Here is a 26,174-nt window from a genome sequence, read left to right as displayed (position 1 = left end):
ACCCCTGGCGCCGCTCCCAATCTGTTGTACAATCCTTGAGAACGGTCGTGCTTTTTTGTGCGCTGAGCTTCCTTGCGTGCAGTCATCACGGCAACCGATAAGAACAAGGAGACAGACATGGACTTGCATTACACGGCCGAGGAGAGCGCCTTCCGCGACACGGTGCGCGCCTTCCTCGATACCCATTTGCCTGAGGATTTGCAGCGCAAGGTGCGCCGGCATCTGCGCCTGAACCGCGATGATTACGTGCGCTGGCACAAGATCGTCGCGCAACAAGGCTGGGCCGCGCCGGCCTGGCCCGTCGAATATGGCGGCACGGGCTGGACGTCCGTGCAGCGCCACATCTGGGAAGACGAGTGCGCGCGCGCCGCCACGCCGCCGATTTTGCCATTCGGCGTCAACATGGTGGCGCCCGTCATCATGGCTTTCGCCAACGCCGAACAAAAAGCATATTATCTGCCGCGCATCCTGAATTGCGACGACTGGTGGTGCCAGGGCTATTCCGAGCCGGGCGCCGGCTCCGACCTCGCCTCGCTGAAAACCACGGCCGAACGCGACGGCGACCATTACATCGTCAATGGCCAGAAAACCTGGACGACGCTGGGCCAGCACGCGGACATGATCTTTTGCCTGGTGCGCACGGACAGCACGGTGCGCAAGCAGGAAGGCATCAGTTTCTTGCTGATCGACATGAAAACGCCGGGCATCACCGTGCGCCCCATCATCATGCTCGATGAAGAGCATGAAGTGAACGAAGTCTTCTTCGACAATGTGCGCGTGCCGGTCAGCAACCTGGTTGGCCAGGAAAACAAGGGCTGGACCTACGCCAAGTATCTGCTGGGCCACGAACGCACGGGCATCGCCGCCGTCGGCCGCTCCAAGCGCGAACTGACCTTCCTCAAGCAGCTGGCCATGCAGCAGAACAAGCGCGGCGCGCCGCTGCTGCACGATCCCGCCTTTGCCGCCAAAGTCGCTACTCTGGAAATCGAATTGATGGCGCTGGAAATGACGGTCTTGCGCGTCATCAGCGAAGAGGGCAAGGGGCCGGGACCGCAGGCGTCGATGCTGAAAGTGCGCGGTTCGGAACTGCAGCAGCAGCTGACGGAGCTGATGCTTGAAGCCATCGGCCCGCAAGCCTTGCCGTTCGACCCGGATTTTCTTGATGGCAGCGTGCCGCACGGCGCTGGCGGTGACGACCTGGCCGCGCCGCTGGCCGCGTATTACTTCAATTACCGCAAGACATCGATCTATGGCGGCTCGAATGAAATCCAGAAAAACATCATCACGCAGATGATCCTGGGCCTGTAAGCCAGAAGGAGACGACATGGACTTTCAATTTAATCAGGAACAGCAGCAATTCGCCGATGCGCTCAGGCGCTGGGTCGACAAGGATTACCCGTTTGAAACGCGCAAGCAGATCGTCCACTCGGCCACGGGTACGTCCGATTCCGCCTGGGCCACCCTGGCCGAGCTGGGCATGACGGCCTTGCCGCTGCCGGCCGGCGCGGGCGGCTTCGACGGCACGGCCGTCGACATGCTGCTGGTGATGCAGGAACTGGGCCGTGGCCTGGTGGTCGAACCCTATTTCGCCACCGTGCTGGGCGCGCGCTTCCTGAGCCTGGCGGGCGGCCACGATGGGGTACTGGAACAGGTCGCCAGCGGCAGCCTGAAACTGGCTTGCGCGCTGGGCGAACGCCAGTCGCGCCACGACATGCACGATATCGCCACCACGGCCACCGCCAGCGGCGATGGTTTCGTGCTCGACGGCGAGAAAACCGTCGTCATCCATGGCGCCCAGGCGGGCGCGCTGATCGTCTCGGCGCGCAGCAGCGGCGGCCAGAGCGATACGGATGGCATCTCGCTGTTCCTCGTGCCTGTCGATGCGCCCGGCGTTACCGTGCGCGACTACCGCACCATCGACGGCCAGCGCGCCGCTACCGTGACCCTCGTGCAAGTGGTGCTGGGGCATGACGCCCTGATCGGCCAGGCGGGGCAGGGCTGGCCCGTGCTGGACGCGGCAGTGGATTACGGCGCCGCCTTGCTGTGCGCGGAAGCCGTGGGCGCCATGGATGCCATCTTTGCCGCCACCCTCGAGTACCTGAAGACGCGCCAGCAGTTCGGCGCGCCGATCGGCAAGTTCCAGGCCTTGCAGCACCGCATGGCCGACATGTTCATCCACCTGGAACAGGCGCGTTCGATGGCCATGCTGGCCGCCGCCAGGGCCGATAGCGAGGATGTGGCCGAGCGCCGCCGCACGGTGTCGGCCGCCAAGGCGCGCGTGAGCCTGGCCGCCACCTTTGTCGGCCAGCAAGCCGTGCAATTGCATGGCGGCATGGGCGTCACCGATGAATTGCCCGCCGCCCACCATTTCAAGCGCCTCTCCATGATCGCCCTGACCCTGGGCGACATGGACCATCACATCGAGCGCTTTATCGCCCAGCCGGGCTTCTTGCCGACGGAGACCGCATGACCGCATCGCCTGCCATCACCCCGAAACACTGGTATTTCGAAGACTTTACGCAAGGCCTGGAAATCGACCTGGGCCAGCGCCACGTAACGGAAAAGGAAATCATTGCCTTCGCCACGGATTTTGATCCGCAACCGTTCCACGTCGATCATGCGGCCGCCGAAAAGACGATTTTCAAGGGCGTCATCGCCAGCGGCTGGCATACCTGCGGCATGATGATGCGCCTGGTGGTCGATAACCTGCTCAAGCATTCGTCCAGCATGGGCTCGCCCGGCCTGGACAGCATCCGCTGGCTCAAACCCGTGCGCGCGGGCGACACCTTGCAGCTGACCTACCAGGTCAAGGAAGTGCGCCCGTCCACGTCGAAGCCGGACCGCGGCATCGTCATTTCCGTGTGGAGCGTGCGCAACCAGCATGGCGAAGTGGTGACGACAGTCGAAGGCATGGGCATGTTCGGCCGCCGTCCTGCCGGAGAGCAGCATGCGTGATATCGCCGGTATCGCCGGTTTCCAGGCGCTGGCGGGGCAGCACGTGGCCGTCTCCGACTGGCTCACCATCACCCAGCAGCGCATCGACACCTTTGCCGACGCCACGGACGACCATCAGTGGATACACGTCGACGCGGAGCGCTGCGCGCGCGAGTCGCCGTACGGCTGCACCGTCGCGCACGGCTTTTTGACCTTATCGCTGCTGCCGGCCATGCTGCAGGGCGCCTTGCACATGGCCGGCATCCGCATGGCCATCAACTACGGTTTAAATAAGGTGCGCTTTCCCGCGCCCGTACCCGTCGGCAGCCGTTTGCGCGCGCGGCTCGACATCCTGTCCGTCGACGACCTGCCGGAAGGCGCGCAAGTGAACTGGGCCGTCACCATGGAGAGGGAAGGCGACACCAAACCCGTGTGCGTGGCGGAGTTTTTGATGCGCTGCTATCCCTGAGCGATAAGCCTGGCTCGCCGCGCAGGTTGGGGTAGGTCGGCGTAGGTCGGCTTAGCCCGCAGGGCGTAAGCCGACGCAAAGAGCCTATAGCCTGCCTGCTCACTCCCCCTCCGACGCGCAATACCTGTCCCGTCCCGTATGCTTGGCGCGGTACAACAGGGCGTCGGCGGCGCGGATCAGGGCGCTGGGGTCCATGCCTTCCGTGGGCATGACGCTGGCCATGCCCAGGCTGACGGTGACGTGCGGGCCGACGCTCGATCTGGCGTGGGGAATCTGCAGCGCGCGCACTTCGTCGAGGATGCGCTGGGCCACCACTTCGGCGCCGTCGCGCGTTTCCTGCGGCAGCAGGATGATGAATTCCTCGCCGCCATAGCGCGCCAGCAGGTCGGGCGGGCGCACGGCGCAGCGGCGCAGGGCGGCGCTCACCTGCTGCAGGCACAGGTCGCCCGCCTGGTGGCCATACGTGTCGTTGTAATCCTTGAAGTGGTCGATATCGGCCATGATGAGGGCCATCGGCACGCCGTCGCGCGCGCAGCGCCGCCATTCGCTGTCCATCGTGTCGTTGAAGCTGCGCCGGTTGGCCACGCCCGTCAGCGAATCCGTCAGCGACAGTTCGCGCATGGCGTCGGCTTGCCGCTTGATGGTCAGCTGGCTGCGCACGCGGGCCCGCACGACGGCCGCGTTGAACGGTTTCGTGATGAAATCGACGGCGCCCGCTTCCAGCGCCCGCGTTTCGTCCTCGGGCTGGTTCAGGGCCGTGACGAAGATGACGGGGATGGCGCTGAGGATGGCCGATTCGCGCAGCGCGTTGCAGACGGCATAGCCATCCATGCCGGGCATGACGGCGTCGAGCAGGATCAGGTCCGGCAGTTGATTATGCGCAATTTCCAGCGCCTTCACACCGCTCAGGGCGAACAGCACGTCGTGTTCCTCGCGCAGCAGCTGGTGCAGGATCTGGATGTTTTCCATGGCGTCATCGACGATGAGGATGCGCCCGTTCATGGCAAGGTTGGTCCAGCTCACTTGTTTTCCTCTCGTTTCAGCTGATCGAGCACGAGTTTTTCCGCTTCGGAAAAATTCAGCGTCTCGATCGCGTTTGCCAGCGCCAGGGCCGCTTCCCGGTCTGATTGTTGTAGGGCGGGCTGCAGGGCGTGGAATTGCGCCAGCGCCTTCAGGTTATTCTTGCGGATCAGGACGAGCAGCTCGGCCAGTCCGCCATGCAGGTCGAGCGGTGCGCCGCCGGGCGTGGCCTGGGCCGGCTGCCCGCGCCGCAGGGGCGAGGGCAGGGTGCGCGCCGCTTCGATGACTTCGGCCATCGCCCGTTCCAGCTGTCCCAGCAAGGCGGCCGTGGCGTGCGATTGCCCCGTTTTCAGCGCCTTTTCCGCCTCGCCGGCGAGGCTGGCGACGTGCGTGGCGCTCAGGTTGGCGGCCACGCCGCAGACGCGGTGCAGCAGTTGCGCCGCCTCCCGCGCCTGGCCCGCGGCCAGGCGGCGCCGGGTTTCCTCGACGGCGTCGCCCTGCGAATTTTCAAAGCGTTTGAGCAGGGCCAGGAAGGCGCCATAATCGCCGCCGAAGCGGTGCAGGGCCGCCGCCAGGTCGATGCCGGCTATCGAAGCCGGCACTTCCAGCACCTCTGTGGCGGCGCTGCCTGGCTCAGCGGCGCTGCTGCCGCGGCCACGGGGCGCCGGCACCAGCCGGGTCAGGGTCTCGATCATGTCGTCGACATCGATGGGCTTGGCCACGTGCGCATTCATGCCGCTGGCAATCGCGCGCAGGCGGTCTTCGTCCATGGCATTGGCCGTCATGGCGACGATGGGCAGGTCCGGCAAGCCCAGCGCGCGGATGGCCAGGGTGGCGTCGTAGCCGTTCATGACGGGCATCTGCAAATCCATCAGCACCACGTCCCACGCTTGCGGGCTGTGCGCCAGCATGTCGACGGCCAGCCTGCCGTTGGTGGCCACGGCCACGCGCGCGCCCGAGTGCAGCAGGATGTACTGCGCCACTTCCTGGTTGATTTCATTGTCTTCCACCAGCAGGACGCGCATGCCTTCCAGCAAGCCCGACAGGGGTGTGGAAACGGGCAGCATGGATGGCGCGCTGCGGCCATTGCGTCCATCCCGCACGGCGGTGACGGCCGCCAGCAGGCGTGCCGGCGTGGCCGGTTTCGAGACGATGCCGGCCAGCATCAGGCTGTCGGCCAGGCGTTCGAGGTTTTCGCTGTCCTGGTCGGCCACCAGCATGATCACGGGCGGCAGCGCCAGGAGTTCGTCGGCGCGCGCCTCCGTGAGCATGGAAATGCCGTCCATGCCGGGCATGGCCGCGTCCAGCAGCACAAGATCGGCCGCCGGTTCGTCGCCGGCATGGGCGCGCAGCAGGGCCAGGCCGGCCGCGCCGCTGTCGGCGCTGCGGCTGTGCCAGCCCTGCGCCGCGCACCAGTTCTCGAGCATGGCGCGCACGCTGGCGTTGTCGTCGATGATCAGCAGCGACAGCGCCCTGGACGCGCCCTTGCCGTGCGCCTCGGGCGGCGGCGCCACCTTGTCGAAGCGGCAGCGGAAGCGGAAGTCGGAACCCTGGCCCAGCGTGCTTTTCACGGTGAGTCTGCCGCCCATCAATTCCACCATGCGCCGGCAGATGGCCAGTCCCAGTCCCGTGCCGCCGTATTTGCGGCTGGTGCCGCTGTCGCCCTGGGAAAACGCGTCGAAGATGTGTTCCTGCTCGGCCGCGCCGATGCCGATGCCCGTGTCGCGCACGGAAAACTCGAGCGTCGCGCTGGCCGCATCCTCGGCCCGCATGGCGATGGACAGCACCACTTCGCCATGCGAGGTGAACTTGACGGCGTTGCCCATGAGGTTGATGAGGATCTGTTCCACGCGCAGGGCGTCGCCGATCAGTTCGTCCGGCACGCCGGGGCCCAGCACGAACACGGGCTCCACGCCGCGCGCCCAGGCGCTGCTGGCCAGCAAGACGCCGACGCTGCCCAGCATGCGTTCGAGCTGGAAGCGGCGCTGTTCCAGCACCATCTGTCCCGCCTCGATCTTGGAAAAATCGAGCACGTCGTTGACGATATTGAGCAGCGACTGCGTGGCCATCTGGATCTTGCCGACATAGCTGCGCTCGCGCCGTTCCAGCGGCGACTCTTCCAGCAGGCGCGCCAGGCCGATGATGGCATTCATCGGCGTGCGGATTTCATGGCTCATGTTGGCGACGAATTCGCTCTTCGCCGTGCTGGCCGCCTCGGCCTTGTCGCGCGCGCGCACCATCTGCTCGTTCAGTTCGTGCAGGCGCAATTCCGTGCGCTTGAGCTCGGATACGTCCGAGGCCAGCACGAAGAAGCCGCGCACGCCGCCGCCGTCGTCGATGTCGGGAATGTAATTGGTCCACGTGTGGCACACCTGGCCCGTCGGGTCGGGCAGGTCGCGCTCGAAGCTTTGCGGCCGGCCCGCCAGCACGCCCTCGACATGGGGCGCGTACACGTCGAACAGTTCCTGCCCCAGCAATTCGCTCATGTGGATGCCGGCCATTTCGGCGCTGCTGCGGCCAAACCACTCATTGTAGAAATTATTGGCGAAGCGGCAACGCAGATCGGCGCCCCAGTACGACACCATGCCGGGCAGGTTGTCGGTGACGGTGCGGATGAAGCGCTCGCTCTGTTCCAGGCGCAAGGTGGTGGCGTGCAGCACCTCGGTGGCGCGCTTGCGTTCCGTGATATCGATCGACACCCCCAGCACGTGGCTGGCGCGTCCCGCATCGTCGCGCAGCACCACCTTGCGCGTGGTGAAGTGGCGCGTCGTGCCGTCGGCCGTGTTGATCGCCTCCTGTTCGATTTCCACCATCTGCCCCGTGGCCAGCAGCTTGCGGTCGGCGCTCACAAAAGCGGACGCCTGCTGCGGCGGGAAGAAATCGTGGTCGGTCTTGCCCAGCAATTGCTCGCGCGAGCGTCCCAGGGTCAGTTCCGCGTGGCGGTTGATCATTTCAAAACTCAGCTTGTCGGCGCGCTTGACGAAGACCATGGCCGGGATGTTTTCGATAATGGTGCCGAACAAATGTTTCGAACGGCGAAACTCCGCTTCGCTGCGCTTGCGCTCGCTGATGTCCAGCCACAGGCCCGACACCCCCAGCAATTGCTGCTCGGGGCCGAAGATCGGGTGAAACGAGACGATCCAGTGGCTCAGCTGTTCGCGTGGCTGCCCGCCATGGCCTTGCAATTCCAGGTCGACGATGGGCGCTCCCGTTTCCAGCACCTGGCGCACGCAGCGTTCCACCTCCGCGCGCACGGCGTCGTCGCACAGCATGGCGCCCACGGGACGGCCCAGATGCTGCGCCACGCTGGCCCCGCTGATGGCGGCCAGGTAGTGGTTGATCATGACGATGCGCAAGTCCAGGTCCACGAACAGCATGCCGATGGGCGCCGTCGCGTACACGGTTTCCAGCAGGCGCGTGGATTTTTCCAGGGCCAGCGTGCGTTCGGCCACCAGGCTTTCCAGTTGCGTGCGGTGGCGGCGCAAGTCGCGTTCCAGCGCGCCCAGGGCGCCCGCCATGTCGCCCGATTCGCGGTCCGCATGCCGGTGCGACAGCAAGGGCTTGCCCTGCGCCAGCGCGTGTATCTGCTGCGTCAATTCCTGCAAGGTGCGGGCCAGGCGGCCGCCCACGCGCCAGGCCAGGGCAAAGCCGGCGCCCAGCAGCAGGGCCAGGATCAGGGAGCCGGTGACGACGGAACCCAGCAGGGCTTCGGCCACCGTGCTGGTGCGCATGGTGACGGCGGCCGTCCAGGCGTCGTCGGGGGCGCGGCGAAAGCCCGTATACACGTCGAGGCCTTCCAGGGTGGCATGGCGCAGCACGCCTTCGCGCGCCTGGCGTATCTGCTCGAGCAGGGGCGCCACGGTGCGCTGGCCCACGTAGCGCTGCGGCGCCAGGGTGCGCGCCACGTTGATGCCGTCGGCATTGACGATGGCCGCGCCCAGGTAGGCGGGCAGGTGCAGCTCGCGCAGCAGCACGGGCAGGTAGTCGGGCGGGTACAGCGCCGTCAGCACATAGGCGGCACCCTTGTCACGCGGCAAGGGCAGGTTCAGGGCCAGCCGCGGCACCTCGTCCGGCGCCATGAGCAGGCTGGTCAGTCGGGGCTTGCCGGCCTCGCGCGTGCGCTCCATGCTGGCGGCCCATTTTTGCGGCAACGGTGGCGGCGTCTGGCTGGCGGGCAGGGCGGTATTGACCAGCTGGCGTCCCTTGGCGTCGGAGACGATGAAGGCGCTGACGGCCAGGCCCGGCTGCAGCAGGCTGCCGGCCAGGGCGCGCAGGGCGCCGATGTCGTCGGTTTGCAGGGCGGGCGAGGCGGCCAGGATGCGCGCGGCCATCTGGGCGCCGCTCAAGTCGCGTTCGACGGCGGCGGCGACGGCCCGCGCCGCCTGCGCCGTTTCGTTGACGACGTGGTCGCGTTCGCGCGTGTAACTTTGCGCCACGAGCAGGAGAAACACGAGTGCCGTCGGAATGACCCAGGCGAGCACCAGCCATGAAATTCTTGAGCGTATCGAAGGCAAATCTTGCACCCGGAAAGCTCCCAGAATGGATGAGTCGACAGGCAGGCTGACGCTGGCACTGGCTGACCTTGAATGAAAAGATGCTAGACGAAATTGATTGTTCTGACAAGCCTAGTTTCTGGAATGAAAAAAAGCTTGCGCAAGGCATACAGAGGAGGGGGGATGCCATCCCGCCATGGCGGCGGGATGGCAAGGCAGCTTACGGGACGATGGTCAGCACGTCGACGTCGATTTCCGGGCTTTCCATGAAATCTTTTTCCACTTCGCCGCGGATTTCCACGCGGGTCCTGGCGTCGATCTTGCGGTTCATGAAGACCTTGTCGTCGATGTCCACGCGGATTTCCGCCGTGCCGTCGGAGAAGGTGTATTTCTCGTTGCCCACTTTGCGCAGCAAATGGCCGCGCAGCACGACGGCCTGGTCGTCGACGGGATTTTTCAGGATGGCGGCCACATTGGCGGGCGCGGCCGGGCCGGCCGTCGGTCCCACGTATTGGGCGTGCGCGCCGCCGGCCAGCAAGGCGCAGGCGGCCAGGGAGACGATGAGTGTGCGGTGCGGTGGCATGGTATTCCTTCGATAGTGACTTGCGGCTCAGAAAAAGACGGCGGTGCGGGGGATGATAGCACCGGCATTACCATAGGGCATGTTCGCCCGCACGCTGCCCGTGCCGGCCACGCCATCGTCGAGTTTGCTGTCGATCTGCTCCGCGTAGCTTTCGGGCAGGTTGTCGAAACGGATGCCGTTGCCGGCCCGGCCGCCCACTTCGTCGTTGTACAGGTAGACGGCGCCGCCCTGGGCGCTGGTCATGAATTGCGAGGTGCCGTTGAACGAGCCGGTAATGAAGCCGCCCAGCGCCAGGTGCTGCGGCGCCAGGGTGAATTCGCGCGGCTGGCCGTCGCCGATCTGGCCGTCGCCATTGCCGTTGCCGGCCGAATTGGGCACGTGCACGGTGCCCTGGATATCGTCGCCGGGCAGGGCGTGGAATTTGTCCTGGTAGGCGTTGACGGCGGCCGTCAGCGCATTCGACTGCTGGATGATGTTCTTCACCTTGGCGCTGTCGATCAAGCCTTGTCCCTTCAGTACGCCACCGAGCAGCAAGCCGATGATGACCAGGACGATGGCGATTTCTACGAGCGTAAAGCCGTGCTGGCGGCGTGGGAGCATGGGGTTTCCTTGGAAAAAAGTGCTGGTGCCTGGCATGGCATCTTAGGGTGGCAGTTTACTGCAAATGGCGCCGCGCGCGCATGGCCTGGCTTTCTTTTTGGCCAGTTCGTCGAGCTTGCGCGCGAGGAAAGCGAGCTCGTGCGGATCGCTGATCTGGCCGCCGGCGATCAGGCCGCCGATCACCAGGCGCGCGCTGTCGAGCTGGTCCATGTCTTCCAGGATGAACGCTTCCATCTCGCGCACCCACGGCGGCACGTGCGGCCCCGTCGCCAGCTGGCGCAGCGCGCGCGCATAGCCGAGCGCCAGCGGCAGGTCGTGCAACTGGTGCTTGGCCACCAGCACGGCCTGCGCCATGGCGGGCCAGCGGTGCTGCGGGTCGGCCGCGAAGCTGGCGGCGACAAAGGCCAGCATGCGCCGCGCGCGCCGCGGGTCGGCCACGCCCGCATACACCTCGCTGGCGGCCACCAGCGCGTAGCGGCTGCGCGGATCGAGCGTTTGCGCCGTCTCCAGCCAGCCAGCCAGGCGGTCGTAATCGAGCGCACGCCACGGCAGGCTGACGCCGGGCTGGTCTTCGAACGATTGCAGGTACAGCAGCATCGCCTTCGACATGGCCAGCGGCTCGCCCAGGCTGGCCAGGCGCGCCACGCCAGCTGGCGGCGCGGCGGGCAGGGGCTGCGCCTGTGCGGGCGCCTGCTGCTGCGCCAGGCGCCAGCCCAGCTGCAGCAGCAGGCAGGCGGCCAGCAGCCAGCACAGGGGGCGCGGCACGCTGGTCCAGGGACGCTGGGCGGCAGCCATCAGATGTTCCTGCGGTAAAAGTCGCACAGCGCGCAGCTGGCCAGCAAGCCGACGTAGATGATGGTTTGCGTCGCCACGCCGGCCAGGGCATGCCAGTCGCCCGTCGCGTACAGCAGCCATTCCGTGCGGGTAAACGCGTCGAGGCGGGGCAGCAGCAGGGCCAGCACGTCGATGGCGCCGGCCGTGGCCCGCTGCGGCCAGGAATCGCCCGCCTGCGGCCCGTGCGCCAGCAGTTGCAGGCTGCCCAGCATGCGCGCCAGCACATAAAAGCCCCCCGTGGCGGCCAGCGCGGGCAGGGCGTGCTGCAAGCTGGCCGCGCACAGCAGGCTGAAGGCAGCGACGATCCATAATTCACCCAGCAAGGACAGCGCCCACAGCGCGCTTTGTGCGGGGGCGGCGAACAGCGCCATCAACAGGCCGAACAGCACGGCCGGCACGGCCGCCAGCGCCCCGTAGCCCAGCAGTTTCCCCAGCAGGTAGGCCGCGCGCGGCATGGGCAGAGCCAGCAGCAATTCGTGGCCCCGGTCGGCCGCTTCGCGCGCCATGCTGGTGATGATGAAGGTGGCCAGCAGGAAGACGCCGGCCAGGCGCAAGGTGGCCGCCAGCAGGGCCGCCTGCACGGCGCCGCTTTCCGTCAGCGCCAGTTGCTGCAGGAAGCCGGCCAGGCCGGCCGCGGCGCAGGCCGCCAGCAGGAACAGCCACGGCAGGCGGCTGCGCAGCGCTTCGAGCAGCGTGTAGCGGGCGATGGTGAGGGAAGGAAAGAACATCGGCATCAGCGGGGCAGCCTTTGCGCGGCCACCATGCGGTTGAACAGGATGTTGGGCGACAGCCAGACGACGATATCGTCGAACTCGCCGCCGGGCTGCTGCGGGCCGCTGGCGGCGCGGCTGATGACGGTGGTGGCGTTCGATGCATTGTTGCGCTCGTCGACATTGTTGCCGAAAGCCACGGCCTGGCGCTGGCCCTGCACGCCCGTGGCGCCAAAGCCGTTCTTGCCGTGCGACATGATCATGGCGGGGATGTCGCTCAAGGCCGTCGCCTGCAGCAGCGCGCCGCCGTTGCGCGTGACGATGCTGATGTCGCGCGGCGTGCCCAGGTTGAATTGCTGCTCGCTGTCGCTGAAGGCCGGCGTGACGCTGTAGCGGAACAGATTGTTCCAGCTGTCGCCCTGGCGCAGTCCCAGGGTGGCCCAGGGCAGGAAGCCGGCCCGTTTTTCGCCCGTGCAGCGGGCGCCGCGCCGGTCTTCCAGGCCGTTGCCGGCGGAGATGGCGGGACAGGGCAGGTAGCCGTAGCGCAGCGCAAAGCCCGTCAGCGCTTCCTTCGCTTCATTGAGCGCCTGCTGCGTCTCGGCCACCTTGCGCTGTTCCAGCTGCACCGTCAATGGCGTCACCAGGCCGCCTATCATCAGGCCGACGATGACGAGCACGATGGCGATCTCGATCAGGGAAAAGCCGCCCTGGCGGCGCCGGAATCGATCCATATGGCTCATGGCAGGTTGCGCGCGGCGCGCATGCGTTGGTACAGGGTGGGCAAGGTAATCCAGGTGAGCATGTCGTCAAAGGCGCCGCCGGGCGGCGTGGCCAGTCCGGTGGCGGGGCGGGTAATGAAACTGCGGCTGGCGCCGTCGTTGGCCGCTTCGTCGCTATTGCCGCGCGCCGTATTGATCTGCGGCACGCCGCTGGCGGCCGTGCCGTAGTGATCCTTGCCTTGCGAGAACAGCACGACGGGCAGGCATTGGGCGCTGACGTCGCACTGTTCCTGTCCCGCCACGTAGGCGAAGGCGCCGCGCCCGTCGCGCGTGAGCACGACTCTGTTGGCGACGGCGGAAAACGAGACGATGGGGGCGCGCGCCATTTCCGGCGTGACGCTGTAGCGCAGCAGCTTGCCCCAGGCATCCACGCCGTCCACGCCCAGCGCCACCCACGGCAAAAAGCCGCTGCAGTCGGTGTCGCCGGCGCAGTCGGCGGCCCGTTCGCGCCCGTCGAGGGCGGAGGCGGCGGGACGGGGCAAACGGCCGTTGGCCGCCGCAAAGCCCAGCAGGGCGTCGCGCGCCTGCGCCAGGGTGGCCAGGGTGCGCAGCTGGCGTTCCGCTTCGCCCGTGTTGCGGCCAAAGGCGCTGATCAGCAGGCTGGCCGTGCCCAGACCCAGCACGGCCACCAGCAGCAACAGGGCGGCGCCGCGCTGGCGCCTTGGCTGCGGCGTCATGGCCGCGTCTCCTGCGCCTCGGTGACCGTGCCGCTGGCCGGGTCATAGCGCTGGCCCGGCTTCAGCAGCACCACCTGGCCGTTCGACAGGGTCAGGCTCAAGGTGTTGTCCTTGCCGCGCGCCAGGCTGTTGTGCGGCTCGTTTTGCGGCGCCTGGTTCAGCCAGACGGTGGAGCGCCCGCTGCTGCGCCGCATCACGCCATTCAATTCGACGGGCGGGCCGGGCGGTGGCGGCGGTGGTGGCGCAGGCGGCGCCGCCAAGGCGGGGTCGGCCGCCGGCTTGCCATAGCGCTGCGCATCGAGCGCACTGCGCTGTTCCGGCGTGGAAAACAGACGCCCCAGCTGCGGCCCCTGGGCCTGGATGGAAGGCACGGCACCGGCCAGCAGCGCACACAGGAGGACGGCGCGCTTCATGGCCGCCCCAGCACGGGCACGGCCACGCTGCCCAGCGTCAGCCACAGCAGGCGGCAATCGGCGCTGAGGACCGGGGGCATGGCGCCGCCTGTGCCCGGCGCGACACCGGCTCCGCTGCGCTTGAGCGCGCATTCCTGCACGGCGAAATAGCCGGCCTGGCGCAAGTCGTCGAACAGGTTCAGCAAATCCATTTCATGCAGTAAATCCATGCGCAGCTGCATCTGGCTGCCGCGCAGCTGGTACTGGCCCATCACCATGGGCAATGGCACGGACAGCACTTGCTGCGGGCCGATGTCATAGCTGATCGGCAACAGCTTGCGTTGTTCCTGGCTCAGGCGGATGGCGTCGATCCACGCCAGGCGGTTTTCCTCGCCGATCAGGCCGCGCTGGCGCAGGGCCAGGAATTGCGGTTCGTAGGCGCGGATTTCCTGCTTTTCCGCTTCCGCATGGTTGAACAGGGTCGCGGCCGCCGAGCTTGTGCGCTGGGCCAGGTCCAGCTGCTGCGCCTCGCGCTCGCGGTAGGCGATGCTCAGGCTGAGCAGCAGCAGGCTGGCCAGCATGGTCAGCGTAAAGCACAGCAGGGCGCGGCGTATCAGGTGCAGTTCGCCCAGCCAGGCGGGCAGGGCGCGCGCGGGTGCCGCCGCTTTCTTCATGCCGGGCAGCGGTGGCTGCTTGACGGGGCCGCTCATGGCTGCCACGCGAGCAAAAGGGTGAAGCGGGCCTGGCTGGCCTGGGCCGGCGTGACGCTCTTGCCGGACAGGCTGGCGCTGGAACGCAAGTCCAGCGGCGCTTCCTCGATCGCCACCCGCAGGCCGGGCTGGCGCGCCAAGGTTTGCGCGAAGGACGTGATGGCGGACAGGGCCGCGCGGTAGTCGTTGTTCGGCATGTCCACGTCCGCTTCCAGGCGCAGCGCCTGCGGCGGCGCGACGGGAATGCCGGCCAGGGCGCTGCCGGGCGGCGCGCCCTTGCCTTGCTGTAGCGGCTGTGGCTGGCCGCCGGGCGCGCGCGCGGGCGCCGGGCCCGCATTCCACTGCAACTGACCCAGCTTGACTTGCGGCGCCTGGTCCAGCGCCGCGCTCAGCACGCCCAGCAGCCTGCCCGGTTCGGGCGCCTGGCTGGCGATCATGTGGCCCAGCGTCACGGCCACTTTCATGTTCTGCGTCTTGGCCGGCGCCGGCGGCTGGGTCGACATGACGCTGCGGTAGCGCTCCTGGTAGGACGCCGTTTCCTGCGCCAGGCGCTGTGTGGCGGCCCCGTCGGCTATACCGCCAAGCAAGTTAATCGCGCACCACAGGGCTGCCGATGCGCCGATCAGCGCGCTGGCGCCATACAGCGTCTTGCGCGCGCGCTGGAAGTGGTAATAGCGGGCCAGTGCGCCCGGTGGATAGTGGCTGGGCGGTGGATGCTTGCCCAGCAAGGTCAGCAGCAATTCGTCGGCCAGCGCCGGCGTGCGGCGCAAGCCCACCCGTTCGCCGGCCAGCTGCAGGTCGATGAAATGGTAAGCCACTTCGACACCGTTATCGCACAGCAATTCGAGCTTGGCGATCTGCGGCGCCGGCGCGAGGATGACGGTATTCAGGACGTCGCCGCGCGCCAGCATGCGCGTGCTGGTGAGAAATTGCCGCGTCTTTTCCGTTTCCAGCGCGATATTCACGGCCACGCCGTCGAGTGCGATGGTGGCCGTCTGGCGCGAAAAGCGCAGCTGGCCCTTTTCATAGTAACTTTGCCGCAAGCCGCCCGATTGCTGCGTCACCAGCAGCAGGTGTTCGTGCGCGATCGACAGTTTCTTGACGAGCGCGATACTGAGCAGGCTGGTCGAATAAATGCCGGCCACGGGCACGCGCAAGTGTTCGAGCGCCTCCGTCCATGGCTGCAGCAAGGACGGGTTCGTCAACGCAAAGAACAGCACCTGGTCGTCGTGGCGGCCCGTGCTTTCGCGGCCCAGCAGGGCGCTGCCCCGGTAGGGCGTATCGCGGTGCAATTGCTGCTTGCGCCGATCGAGCAAGGCACGGCCCGCCTTGCCGCGCACGTGGGGCAGCAACTGGTGCTGGAAATCTTCCTCGATCAAGTCCGTCAGCAGGTAGGCGGGCACGTCCAGCCGGTGCGCCTGCGGGTCTTCCAGCCACGCGGCGAAGCCGTCCAGCCCGGCCGCGCTGGCAGGGAAGGTATGGCCCGGGCCCAGCACGCCGTGGTTCCAGTCGTAGGCGCACAGGGCGTCGCTGGTGATGTAGAGTAATTGTTTGCGGAACACGGCGGCCTCAGGTCTTGATTGTACTGATGGTGTCGTAGATCGGCCCCAGCACCGACAGCATGATCCAGCCCAGCAGCAGGCCGAGGATGACCGTCATGGCCGGCTCGATCATGGCTTGCACTTTCTCAATCAATTCCTTCACTTCGCGGTTGTAAAAATAGCTGACATTGCGCAAGGCCGTGTCCAGCGAACCCGTTGCCTCGCCCACCTTCAGCATGCGGATCACCAGCGGCGGGAAGATGCCCGTGTGCTGGAAGGCGGACGTGACGCCGTAGCCCTCGCTGATCAGCTGGGCGGCGCGGCGCAGGCCGGCCGCCACCACCTGGTTGCCGGCGATGCCTTCGGACAGGCGGATGCATTCGAGTATCGTGATGCCGGAAGCATACATGAGGGCGAAAAACGTGGCGAAGCGGGCCAGGATGATCTTGTGCAGCACGGGGCCGACCAGCCACAGCCGCAGCTTCAAGCCGTCCCAGGCATAGCGGGCGCTTTCGCTGCGGCGGATGAGCGCGCGCAGGCCGAAGAACAGCAGCACGGGCAAGGTCAGCAGCACATACCAGTAATCGATGAACACATTCGAGACAAAAATCAACACGCGCGTGTGCAGCGGCAGCTCGCCGCCCATGTTGCGAATAAAAGCCGTCAGCTGGGGCACCAGATAGATCATCAGGAAAAACGTCACGGCCGCCACGACGATGGCCACGATGATCGGGTACATGACGATCTTGCGCGTCTGCGACGCCAGCTCGTCCTGCCATTTCAGACTTTCGGACAGATTCCTGAAGACCTCGGCGATCTTGCCGCTCTGTTCGCCCGCCAGTATCAGGCTCGTGAACGTGGCGTCGAAGATGTCGCCGTGCTGGGCCAGTGCGCCCGACAGGGGCAGGCCGCCCTCGATGCTTTCGATCAGGTCCGTGACGACTTCGCGCAGGCGCGGGTGGTCCGTGCTTTCGCGCAAGTCGTTCAAGCCTTCCAGGATGGGCACGCCCGCGCCCGTCAATTGCTCCATGTGGAAGCAGAAATTGATGAGGTCGCGGCGGTGGATGACCCGTTTGCCCAGCAGCACCAGGTACTGGCCCGTGATCTTGCAGTCGATCAAGTCGAGCTGCATGCGGTGCAGGCGCGCTTCCAGGTCCGGCACGTTGGCCGCCTCCATGCTGCCGGGAATCAATGTGCCGGCGGCATCCATGGCGCGGTAGACATATTGCGCCATCAGGCCAGCCTTTCCGTCAGGTCGACCACGCGGCCCACTTCTTCCAGGGTGGTGACGCCTTCCATCACGCGGCGCACGCCGTCGTCGACGATGCCCTTGAAACCGGCCGCGCGCGCCGCGTTCTTCAGTTCGCGCGAACTGGCGCGGCGCGCCGTCAATTCGTCGAGCTCGGCCGTCATCTTGAGGATTTCCATGATGGCCAGGCGGCCCTTGTAGCCCTGGTGCGCGCAACGCTCGCAGCCGACGGCGCGGCAGATGGACACGGGCGCGTCGGTTGCCGCCAGGCCCAGCAGGCGGCGCTCGACGTCGTCGGCGATCGCGGTTTCCTTGCAATGCGGACAAAGGCGGCGCACGAGGCGCTGCGCCACGATGCCGATGATGTTGCCGGCCATGATGTCGGGCAGGATGCCGATATCGAGCAGGCGCGAGATGGAGCCGATGGCCGAGTTCGTGTGCAGGGTGGAATACACCTGGTGGCCCGTCATGGCGGCGGCAAAGGCCATTTCCGCCGTTTCGCGGTCGCGGATCTCGCCCACTAAAATGATGTCCGGGTCTTGCCGCATCATCGAGCGGATGCCGTCGGCAAAGCCCAGCTTGACGGATTCGTTGACGGAGGTCTGGCGTATCATGTTCATCGGATACTCGACCGGATCCTCCAGCGTCATGATGTTGACGCTTTCCGTATTGATGTGGTTGATGATCGAATACAAGGTCGTCGTCTTGCCACTGCCCGTCGGGCCCGTCACGAGGATCACGCCGTCGGGCCGCGCGATCATCAGTTTGAGCAAGTTCAGTTCCGCCTCGGCCAGGCCCAGGGCGTCGAGCGGCACGATGCCTTTCTGGCGGTCCAGCACGCGCAGCACGAAGTTTTCGCCATGCGTTGTGGGCTGCGCCGACGCGCGGAAGTCGATTTGTCGCCCGGAAAACTTGATGCTGATGCGTCCATCCTGCGGCGCGCGCGCCTCGGCGATATTCATGTTCGACATCACCTTCAGGCGCACGGCCATGGCCGGCCAGTACGATTTGTGCAGGCTGCGGATTTGCCGCAGGATGCCGTCGATGCGGTAGCGGATGCGCAGGAACGACTGTTCCGGCTCGAAATGGAGGTCCGACGCGCCGTTCTGCACGGCGTCGGCCAGCAGCGCATCGATCAGGCGCACCATGGGCTGGCTGTACTCGTCCGATGGCGAGGCCATGCTTTGATAGCTGACTTCGCCCGTTTCGATCTCGTGCAGGATGCCGTCGATCGACAGTTCAAAGCCATAGTACTGGTCGATGGCGCGCGAAATATCGGATTCGTTGACGAGCACCGTGGAAATCGTGATGCCCTTGACCAGCATGGCGCTGATCTGGTCGAGCGCGACGATGTTGCTGGTGTCGGCCATGGCCAGTATCAGATTGTCCGCCTGGCGTTCGTAGACGATGGGGAAGACGCGGTAGCGCTTGGCCACGTCCTTCGGGATCAGTTTCAAGGCAATGGCGTCGACCACCAGGCTCGACAAGTCCGCGCTGACCTGTTTCAGGTTTTCGCTGAGCGCCTCGCGCACGGTCGCTTCCGTGACGAAGCCCAGGGTAATCAGCAGCTTGCCCAGCGGTTCGCTGCTGCGCCGCTGCTCGATCAGGGCGATGCGCAACTGGTCTTCGCTGATCACGCCTTTCTGGATCAGCAATTTGCCGAGCGGAAGTTTTGCCTGTTCTGCCATGTAATGCTTATTCCTGACGGGGGGGGATGGTGGCCGGCGTGGTGGCCGGGGCCGCCAGCTCGCGCAAGCGCGCTTGCACGACGGCATGGTCGAAGGCGGCGGGCGCCGTTTGCGCCAGGGTCAAGGCGCGCTGGTAGTAGGTGGCGGCCAGCTTGGACTGGTTCAGCCGGTCCAGGCCCACGGCCAGGTTGAAGGCATAGTCGGGATTGCCGGGCGCGGCGCTGTAGGCGCGGAAAAATTGCTGCTGCGCTTCGTTCCAGCGGCGCTGCTTGGCGTACACGTTACCCAGTGCAAACAGCACGGGGCCGCTGTCGGGGCTGCGCGCCAGGATGGCTTTCAGTTTTGCCTCGCTTTGCACGACGTCGCCCTGGCGCAGGCCGATCAGGCCGGCCAGCGCCACGCCATCGTCGGGATTGATCTCGAGCAAACGCACGTACAGGGCCGCCGCCTGCGCGCCCTGGTTCTCGCGCAAGGCCACGGCCGCCAGGCCCAGCAGCGCATCGCGGTTGTTGGCGTCCTGCTGCAGCACGGCTTCATATTGCTGGCGCGCCGTGCCCAGCTGTCCGCTGTTGAAGGCCTGGTAGGCTTGCTGCACGCCTGGGTTGATCTGCGGCGCCGTATCGTTGCGCAGCACCTGGATCTGGCTGTTGTCGGGCGCGGCCACCGGCGGCAGGCTGGGCGGCGCAGGCGGCGGCAGTTGCGCCAGCTGGGCGGCCACGGCCGCTTGCGCGGCGGCCTGGATCATTGCCTGCTGTTCAGCCGCGTTCGCTTGCTGGCGCTGTTCGCGCGGCGCCTCCTGCGGCAGCGGCGCGGGTGCGGGGGCTTCCGGCATGGCGCCGCCGGCCGCTGGCGCCACCACGACGGGACCGGCAACGCCGCCCGTGCCCGGCGCATCCGTCAGCGGCATGGGCACGCCGGGCAGGTTGGCGCCCGCGCCGGGGCTGGTGCTGGCGCGCCAATACCAGTACGCCATGGAGCCGGCCACCAGCAGCAGGATCGCCAGCAGCACGGCCAGGCGCACGGTGGCCGGGTCGACGCTGATGGGGCCGGTGGGACCTTTCGGCGGCGGATTGCTGCGGCTGGCGCGGGGCCGGGCGGGCGGCGGTTCCGCACGGGCGCGCGGCGGCTCGGGGGGCGGACCGGGCTGCGCGCCTTGCTGCGGACCGGGCTGGGGGCTTGGCCGGGAGGCACTGGCTTGCGGCTGCGGCGCGGGGGCGTCCGCCAGCGGTTCCAGGCTCAAGCCGCTTGCCGGCTGCACGGGCGGCGGCGCAACTGGCGCGGGACGGGGCGGCAGGGCGTCTGCCGGCGCCAGTTCCAGCACCTGGTCGTAGGCTTCGGACGGCTTTTCCAGTTCCTCGTCGGACAGGCTGTTCTGTTTGGCGCGCTCGGCCTTCTTGAGCGCCTGCATGAGCAAGCTCATGGAAAGTCTCCCTGCAGGCGTGCCTGCGGCTGGACGGCCGGCGCCGGCGGGCCATCCGTGTATGGCTGGCTGTTGAGCGGCGCCTGGCCGGGCAGCAGGTAGCGGTAGTCGCGGTAATCGCCCTCGATGCTGGCATCCTTGACCACGACGGGGCGCATGAAGATCACCAGTTCCGTCTTGCTGCTTGCTTCGTTACGATAGGTGAACAAATTGCCGACCAGGGGCAGGCTGGACAGGCCGGGCACGCCATCCTTGGCATTGTCGACGGAATCTTGCATCAGGCCGCCCATGACGGCGATCTGGCCATTGCCCACTTTCATGATCGACTCCAGTTCGCGCGCCTGGATCACGGGTACCCTGCTGATCACGCTGGCCGTGGCCAGGGCCGGATTCGGGTCTTGCACGTAACCGACGATGCGCGTGATGGTGGGGCGCACGTTCAGGGTCACTTCATCGCTGTCGGAAATCTGCGGCGTGACGCTCATGACGAAGCCGACGGGCACGGTTTCCAGTTTCGACTCATAGGTGGCCGGTGTGGTGATGGTGCCCGTCGAGCTGATTACGGCGGGCGTCACCTTGATGGTAAAGAAGACGTTGTTGTCGACCACCTTCAGCATGGCCGTCTGGTTGTTGAGCACGCTGATCTTCGGGCTGGACAGCACTTTCACCTTGCCGAATGATTCCAGCAGCTGGATGGTCGTTCTGAAACTGTCCTTCAGGTAATCGAGCACGAAGATGCCGGGCGTGGAGCCGGGCGTGACGCCGCTGCTGAGCGCAGAGGTGCCCACCTGCTTCTGCGTCAGGCTCAGGTTGCCCGTCAGGCGCGACCAGTTGATGCCTTGCTGGTATTCATTGCTCAGGCGCACTTCGAGGATGGTCGCCTCGATCAGCACTTGCCGTTTGGCGCTATGCACCACGGCGTCGAGGAATTCGGCGACTTTTTCGTGCTGGCGGCCCGTCGCGCGCACGGCGATCAAGCCGCCTTCCACGTTGACGACGACGGACGAGGGGCTGCCCTTGTTGGCCAGTTTCAGCAGCGGCATGCCGTTCGCATCGAGCGACTGGCCAGGATTCGCGTTCTGGATGGGCGCCTGCTGCTGGCCTGGCGCATACTGGCCGCCAGTCTGCATCGGCGCCTGGCTGCCGTATTGATTGCCGGCCTGATTCTGCTGCTGTCCCGGCTGTCCTGACTGGCCTGGCTGGCCCGCTTGCCCCTGCTGGCCTTGCGCATTCCCCTGGGCATTCGTCAATTGCTGGTTCAGCTGCGCCAGCGGGTCCACCTGCACGTCGTTGAGCGTCGTCTCGCGCAGCAGGTCGCGGATATTCTTTTCCAGGCTGTACCAGAAATTATTTTCCGAACGATTCACGACCAGGGTGGTCGAGTTGTTATTGCCATTGCCGCCGCTGCCTTGCGTGCCGCCGACCGGGTTGCTGGCGTTGTTCGACCCGCCGCCCGCCGTGGAAATTTGCGTGGCGATATTCACGCTGCTGTTGGTGCTGCGCGCCATGTTGACGTAATCGACCTTGTAATTGCGCCACACGGGCGCATCGGGCAGCACCGTCAGGTTCTTGCCATCGATTTCGTAGCGCATATCGACTTGCTTGCCGATACGCGCCAGCAATTGCGGCAGGGTCTGGTTCAGCGCATTCAGGGTGACGCTGCCTTCGATCTGCGGGTGGATGTCGATATTCATGCCCGCGTCGCGCGCGAGTGCAAACAGCAGCGATTGCACGGGCACCTTGTGCACGGTAACGCTGTAGGTTTCCACTTTGGGCGCGGGCAGGGGCGCGGCCAGCGCACTGCTTTGCTGCACCGGTTCGGGAATGGCGCCGCCGGGGACGGGCGCGGCATTGAGGTGGGCAGGCGACAGCGGCATTTGATGCGAGGCGCAACCGGACAGCACGGTGCTGCAGGCGAGGGCGACCCAGGAGGCCAGCACAGGAATAGGGTGTTGATTCATGAAAAAGTTCGCCCTTGGAGTCGTGTTGTGCTTTGGTAGTTTTAGCCAGCATGATCGCCTAAAAGCAATCGGCTGTGCAGGCTCTGGATGCAATATACCGAAATAAAGTCAGGGGGCGCCACGCCCCGTTTGTGCCGGCGTCACGGCTTTTATTTCCGTACGGATACTGTCTATGTCGCTTAGCAATATTTTCTGTGGCGACGCAGGGGCCAGCCTGGCCCGGACGGCTTCGGCGCTGGCTTGGTCGGCGAAGCTGCCGTAGACGATGTCCAGGCGCGCGGCGGCATTTGCGGGCGCTGCGCCAGGCAGGCGGAACACATGGAGGTCGCGCAGGCCAATCGCTTGCTGCGCCTGCTGCAGGAACGTTTCCGCCGCGGCCGTTTCGGTGGCGGGCAGGCTGGCGACGTGCAGCACCAGCTGCCGCGGTCCTTGCCTTGCCAGCCAGTCGCGCGATTCGGCCAGTTTGCTGTCGAGCAGCGTCGATGGTGCCGGCAGCGGTGCACGTGGGACTGCTGCCTGGCCCGGCGCCAGCCATTGCCACAGCAGCGCGGCGGCCAGCAGCAGCATCAGCGCGCTCAAGGCGCCCGCCAGCAGCTTGCCCGCATGCCAGGGCGGACGGTGGAAGGGGCTGTCGGCAATGGCCAAGCGCACGTGGCGCGCGCTGATTTGCTGCGCATCGTCCGCAAACGCGGCCAGCAAGGCCTTGTCGGCCAGGATATTGACCCTGCGCACGATGCCTTGCGCGGCGCGCGCCAGCCGGCGCAGCGCGGCCGGCGTGAAGACGAGCGGCGCCATGCGGCCGGCGGCGGCCAGGCGGCATGCCAGATAGTCGTCCAGCAAGGCTTGCGGCAGGCGCGGCACGGTAAAACTGTGGGTGATGCGTTCCTTCAATTGGCGGAACTGGGGCAAGTCCAAAGTGTGCTGCAATTCCGGCTGGCCGAACAGCACGATCTGCAGCAGCTTGTGGCTGGCCGTTTCCAGATTCGTCAGCAGGCGCAGCGCTTCCAGGGTGGCGCCCGGCATGGCTTGCGCTTCTTCGGCCAGCAGCAGCACCTGGCGTCCCGCCGCATGCCGTGCGATCAGCTCGCCGTGCACGGCGCGCAGCACGGCGTCGGCGCGGCAGCCGTCCAGTTCCAGGCCCAGTTCGGCGGCGATGGCGTGCAGGACTTCATCCGGTTCCAGCCGGGGATTGAGCAGATACAGTACGTCGACCCGGGGCGGCAGGCGTTCGGCCAGCATGCGGCACAGCATGGTCTTGCCGCTGCCCACTTCGCCCGTCAGCTTGATGATGCCTTCGCCTTGCATGACGGCATACAGCAGCGCATCGAGCAGTTCGCCCCGCGTATTTCCGGCATAAAAAAAGGCCGGGTCCGGCGTGATGCCGAACGGTGCCGTGCGCAAGCCGAAATGGCGCAGATACATGCCGTGCGGCGAGGGCGCGTAGTGGATGGGGACGTGCGTGTCGGTGTTCATGCCGCGATGCAATTGAGGAAAGCCTGTTCCAGGCTGGCGTCTTGCGCACCGCCGTGGCGGGCACGGCATTCGGCGGGCGTGCCCATAAACACGATGCGGCCCGCATGCAGGATGGCCATGCGGTCGCACAATTCTTCCACGTCGGCCAGCGCATGCGAGGTGAGCAGGGCGCCGCGACCCTGCGCGCGCGCTTGCCGCAGCACTTGCTTGAATTGCGCGCGCGCCTTCGGATCGAGTCCGCTCATCGGTTCATCGAGCACCAGTTGCCGCTTGCCCGACAGCAGGCAGGCGGCCAGCCCCAGTTTCTGCATCATGCCTTTCGAATACGCGCGCGCGGGGCGCAGCAGAACGTCCGGCGCCAGGTCCAGCGCGTCCAGGGTTTGCCGCACGGCTTGCGCATCGGGACGCACGTCGTGCAGACGCGACAGGTAGCGCAGGAAGTCGCCGCCCGTCAGGTAGTAGGGCGCCTGGAAGCGTTCCGGCAAAAACGACAGGGGCTGGCGCGCCGCGCCTTGGCGGTGCGGCTGGCCGAAAATGGCGATGTCTCCCCGCTCGGGCGTGCAAAAGTCGAGCAGGCATTTGAGCAGGCTCGTCTTTCCCGCGCCATTCACGCCGACCAGGCCGAACAGTTCTCCCGCGCGCACTTGCAGGTCGACGCCGCGCAGCACGGCGCTGCCCGCCAGTTGCAGGTGCACATTGTGAAACTCGATGGCGCAGGCGTTCATAGGGGTAATGGTCGGCAGCGAAGACGGGGAACGACCGCCATTATTGCCATGGGCGCAGGTGCGCGGCAAGTGTTTCCTTGCCGAGCGTTGAAATGCGCGAAAATCAAGCGACGCAATGTATTTTCTTTAAGAAACAACAGGTTCTGGAATAAAATGCCTGTGCGCGCCGCGGGCGTGTATCGTCTGTCGAATATGTTTGTCGAGGAGTAAGCATGGCAAGGCCAGAGAAAGTCCGGCTCGGTGAAATTTTGGTGCAGCAGAAATTGCTGACGGAAGAACAGTTGGGCCAGGCCTTGACGGAGCAGAAGCGTTCGGGACGCAAGCTGGGCCGCGTTTTTGTCGAGCACGGCTTCGTCACGGAAGAGCAGATTTCGGGCGCGCTGGCGCGCCAGCTCGACATTCCCTACATTAATCTGAAGTTTTTCAACATCAATCCCGAACTGGTGCGGCTGCTGCCGGAAACCCAGGCGCGGCGCTTTCGCGCGCTGGTGCTGGAAGACCGGCGCGAGGGCTTGCTGGTCGGCATGTCCGACCCGACCGACCTGTTCGCGTATGACGAGATTTCGCGCCTGGTCAAGCGCCAGATCGAGCTGGCCGTCGTCAATGAGACGGAAGTGCTGGCCGCCATCGACCGCATCTACCGCCGCACGGAAGACATCTCCACCCTGACGCGCGAGCTGGAGCAGGACCTGGGCGACGTTTCCGTCGACTTCGGCGCGCTGGCCGCCAATCCGGGCCTGGAAGAAGCGCCCATCGTCAAGCTGCTGCAATCCGTGTTCGAGGATGCCACCCAGGTGCGCGCCTCGGACATCCACATCGAGCCGCAGGAAGGCCGGCTGCAGATCCGCTTCCGCATCGACGGCGTGCTGCACCTGCAGACGGAAGCGGACAGCAAGATCGCCAGTTCGCTGGCGCTGCGTCTGAAACTGATGTCGGACCTCGATATTTCCGAGAAGCGCCTGCCGCAGGATGGCCGCTTCGCCATCCGCGTGAAAAACCAGCGCATCGACGTGCGTATTTCCACCATGCCCACGCAGTACGGCGAATCCGTCGTCATGCGTCTGCTCAACCAGGGCGGCACGACCTTGCGCCTGGACGCCATCGGCATGCCGCCTGCGCTGGTGGCGCAGTTCCGCGCCATCGTCAGCCGCCCGAACGGCCTCGTGCTGGTGACGGGCCCGACCGGCAGCGGCAAGACGACGACCCTGTATTGCGCCTTGTCCGAACTCAATTCGGTGGAAAAAAAGCTCATCACGGTGGAAGACCCCGTCGAGTACCGGCTGGCCGGCATCAACCAGGTGCAAGTCAATGACAAGATCGAACTGAACTTCGCCAGGGTGCTGCGCTCGGCCCTGCGGCAAGACCCGGACATCGTGCTCGTCGGCGAGATGCGCGACCAGGAAACGGCGCAGATCGGCTTGCGCGCCGCCATGACGGGTCACTTGGTGCTGTCGACCCTGCATACGAACGACGCCATCAGCACGCCGCTGCGCCTGATGGACATGGGCGTACCCCGCTACATGGTGGGCAGTTCGCTGCAAGCCGTGCTGGCGCAGCGCCTGGTGCGCGTGATCTGCGAAAGCTGCAGCACGCCGTACCAGCCCACGCCGAACGAATACGAATGGCTGCGCCTGGAACTGGGCGAGCTGGTCGAGCGCAACCAGTATTTCCACGGCAAGGGCTGTTCGCATTGCAACGGCATGGGTTACCGGGGCCGCACGGGCGTGTATGAATTGCTGGAAATCACGCGCGCCGTGGCCGATGCCGCCAACCATGCCGATCCATCGCACTTCATGAAGGTGGCGACGGCGCAGATGGCGGGCGAAACCTTGCGCCGCCACGCCGTGCAATTGGTGGTCCAGGGCCGCACGACGGTGATGGAAGCGATGCGCATCAGCAACCAGAGCGAGGATTGA

General features: G+C 66.1%; 22 protein-coding genes. 5 read left to right on the top strand and 17 right to left on the bottom strand.

Features of this window, described 5'->3' with window-relative positions:
- The first annotated feature begins 117 nt into the window (after positions 1-117).
- The 4 genes from BLU39_RS03360 to BLU39_RS03345 are packed head-to-tail and all read left to right on the top strand — an operon-like array spanning position 118 to position 3,403.
- Positions 118-1,308, top strand: a complete 1,191-nt coding sequence (locus tag BLU39_RS03360; protein WP_092709638.1) for an acyl-CoA dehydrogenase family protein — start codon at positions 118-120, stop codon at positions 1,306-1,308.
- 16 nt (positions 1,309-1,324) lie between these two features.
- On the top strand, positions 1,325-2,470 hold the full coding sequence (locus BLU39_RS03355) for an acyl-CoA dehydrogenase family protein (protein WP_092709635.1): 1,146 nt from the start codon (positions 1,325-1,327) through the stop codon (positions 2,468-2,470).
- Entirely contained in the window at positions 2,467-2,955 is a 489-nt protein-coding gene (locus BLU39_RS03350) for a MaoC family dehydratase (protein ID WP_092709632.1), read from the top strand. Before BLU39_RS03355 ends, BLU39_RS03350 begins: the two co-directional genes overlap by 4 nt.
- Positions 2,948-3,403: a MaoC family dehydratase gene (locus tag BLU39_RS03345; RefSeq protein WP_046683056.1), complete on the top strand. Its 456-nt coding sequence runs from the start codon at positions 2,948-2,950 to the stop codon at positions 3,401-3,403. The genes BLU39_RS03350 and BLU39_RS03345 overlap by 8 nt, the downstream gene beginning before the upstream one ends.
- 99 nt (positions 3,404-3,502) lie before the next feature.
- Here the strand turns inward: BLU39_RS03345 and BLU39_RS03340 are convergent, their stop codons facing one another.
- The 17 genes from BLU39_RS03340 to BLU39_RS03260 all read right to left on the bottom strand — a co-directional run bounded on the left by BLU39_RS03340 (position 3,503) and on the right by BLU39_RS03260 (position 24,258).
- Entirely contained in the window at positions 3,503-4,426 is a 924-nt protein-coding gene (locus tag BLU39_RS03340; RefSeq protein ID WP_092709629.1) for a diguanylate cyclase domain-containing protein, read from the bottom strand.
- Positions 4,423-8,874 carry a PAS domain-containing protein gene (locus BLU39_RS03335; RefSeq protein WP_139178139.1) on the bottom strand — a complete coding sequence of 1,484 codons (4,452 nt, stop codon included), beginning with the start codon at positions 8,872-8,874 and terminating at the stop codon, positions 4,423-4,425. Before BLU39_RS03335 ends, BLU39_RS03340 begins: the two co-directional genes overlap by 4 nt.
- Positions 8,875-9,136: 262 nt before the next feature.
- Positions 9,137-9,499 (bottom strand): YgiW/YdeI family stress tolerance OB fold protein, encoded by a 363-nt coding sequence (locus BLU39_RS03330; RefSeq protein WP_092709623.1) that lies wholly within the window; start codon positions 9,497-9,499, stop codon positions 9,137-9,139.
- A 27-nt stretch (positions 9,500-9,526) separates the two neighbouring features.
- Positions 9,527-10,099, bottom strand: coding sequence for a prepilin-type N-terminal cleavage/methylation domain-containing protein (locus BLU39_RS03325; RefSeq protein WP_092709620.1), 573 nt, complete (start codon positions 10,097-10,099; stop codon positions 9,527-9,529).
- A 42-nt stretch (positions 10,100-10,141) separates the two neighbouring features.
- Complete coding sequence (locus BLU39_RS03320; RefSeq protein ID WP_092709617.1) at positions 10,142-10,894, bottom strand: hypothetical protein; 753 nt, start codon at positions 10,892-10,894, stop codon at positions 10,142-10,144.
- A complete protein-coding gene (locus tag BLU39_RS03315) occupies positions 10,894-11,661 on the bottom strand; it encodes an ABC transporter permease subunit (RefSeq protein ID WP_254788875.1) in 768 nt (255 codons plus the stop codon). The genes BLU39_RS03320 and BLU39_RS03315 overlap by 1 nt, the downstream gene beginning before the upstream one ends.
- A 5-nt stretch (positions 11,662-11,666) precedes the next feature.
- Positions 11,667-12,374 carry a type II secretion system protein gene (locus BLU39_RS03310; RefSeq protein WP_175539195.1) on the bottom strand — a complete coding sequence of 236 codons (708 nt, stop codon included), beginning with the start codon at positions 12,372-12,374 and terminating at the stop codon, positions 11,667-11,669.
- A 5-nt stretch (positions 12,375-12,379) separates the two neighbouring features.
- The gene (locus BLU39_RS03305) at positions 12,380-13,099 is read right to left on the bottom strand and encodes a hypothetical protein (protein ID WP_092709608.1); all 720 of its coding nucleotides are present in this window, start codon (positions 13,097-13,099) and stop codon (positions 12,380-12,382) included.
- A complete protein-coding gene (locus BLU39_RS03300; protein ID WP_092709605.1) occupies positions 13,096-13,512 on the bottom strand; it encodes a hypothetical protein in 417 nt (138 codons plus the stop codon). Before BLU39_RS03300 ends, BLU39_RS03305 begins: the two co-directional genes overlap by 4 nt.
- The gene (locus BLU39_RS03295; protein WP_232731115.1) at positions 13,509-14,201 is read right to left on the bottom strand and encodes a hypothetical protein; all 693 of its coding nucleotides are present in this window, start codon (positions 14,199-14,201) and stop codon (positions 13,509-13,511) included. Before BLU39_RS03295 ends, BLU39_RS03300 begins: the two co-directional genes overlap by 4 nt.
- Positions 14,198-15,763 carry a hypothetical protein gene (locus BLU39_RS03290; protein WP_092709602.1) on the bottom strand — a complete coding sequence of 522 codons (1,566 nt, stop codon included), beginning with the start codon at positions 15,761-15,763 and terminating at the stop codon, positions 14,198-14,200. Before BLU39_RS03290 ends, BLU39_RS03295 begins: the two co-directional genes overlap by 4 nt.
- 7 nt (positions 15,764-15,770) lie before the next feature.
- Complete coding sequence (locus BLU39_RS03285; RefSeq protein ID WP_092709599.1) at positions 15,771-16,976, bottom strand: type II secretion system F family protein; 1,206 nt, start codon at positions 16,974-16,976, stop codon at positions 15,771-15,773.
- Positions 16,976-18,679: a GspE/PulE family protein gene (locus BLU39_RS03280; RefSeq protein ID WP_092709596.1), complete on the bottom strand. Its 1,704-nt coding sequence runs from the start codon at positions 18,677-18,679 to the stop codon at positions 16,976-16,978. Before BLU39_RS03280 ends, BLU39_RS03285 begins: the two co-directional genes overlap by 1 nt.
- 7 nt (positions 18,680-18,686) lie before the next feature.
- The gene (locus BLU39_RS03275) at positions 18,687-20,099 is read right to left on the bottom strand and encodes a tetratricopeptide repeat protein (RefSeq protein WP_254788874.1); all 1,413 of its coding nucleotides are present in this window, start codon (positions 20,097-20,099) and stop codon (positions 18,687-18,689) included.
- On the bottom strand, positions 20,096-22,060 hold the full coding sequence (locus BLU39_RS03270) for a type II secretion system protein GspD (protein WP_092709593.1): 1,965 nt from the start codon (positions 22,058-22,060) through the stop codon (positions 20,096-20,098). The genes BLU39_RS03275 and BLU39_RS03270 overlap by 4 nt, the downstream gene beginning before the upstream one ends.
- Positions 22,061-22,168: 108 nt before the next feature.
- Positions 22,169-23,533, bottom strand: coding sequence for an ExeA family protein (locus BLU39_RS03265; RefSeq protein ID WP_254788873.1), 1,365 nt, complete (start codon positions 23,531-23,533; stop codon positions 22,169-22,171).
- Positions 23,530-24,258, bottom strand: coding sequence for an ABC transporter ATP-binding protein (locus BLU39_RS03260; protein WP_092709590.1), 729 nt, complete (start codon positions 24,256-24,258; stop codon positions 23,530-23,532). Before BLU39_RS03260 ends, BLU39_RS03265 begins: the two co-directional genes overlap by 4 nt.
- A gap of 212 nt (positions 24,259-24,470) precedes the next feature.
- On the opposite strand from BLU39_RS03260, the gene BLU39_RS03255 reads away from it, so the two are divergent.
- Positions 24,471-26,174 carry a GspE/PulE family protein gene (locus BLU39_RS03255; RefSeq protein ID WP_092709587.1) on the top strand — a complete coding sequence of 568 codons (1,704 nt, stop codon included), beginning with the start codon at positions 24,471-24,473 and terminating at the stop codon, positions 26,172-26,174.

The organism is Janthinobacterium sp. OK676, assembly GCF_900103595.1.
Lineage (GTDB): Bacteria > Pseudomonadota > Gammaproteobacteria > Burkholderiales > Burkholderiaceae_D > Janthinobacterium.
This window is presented reverse-complemented; position numbering and strand designations above follow the sequence as displayed.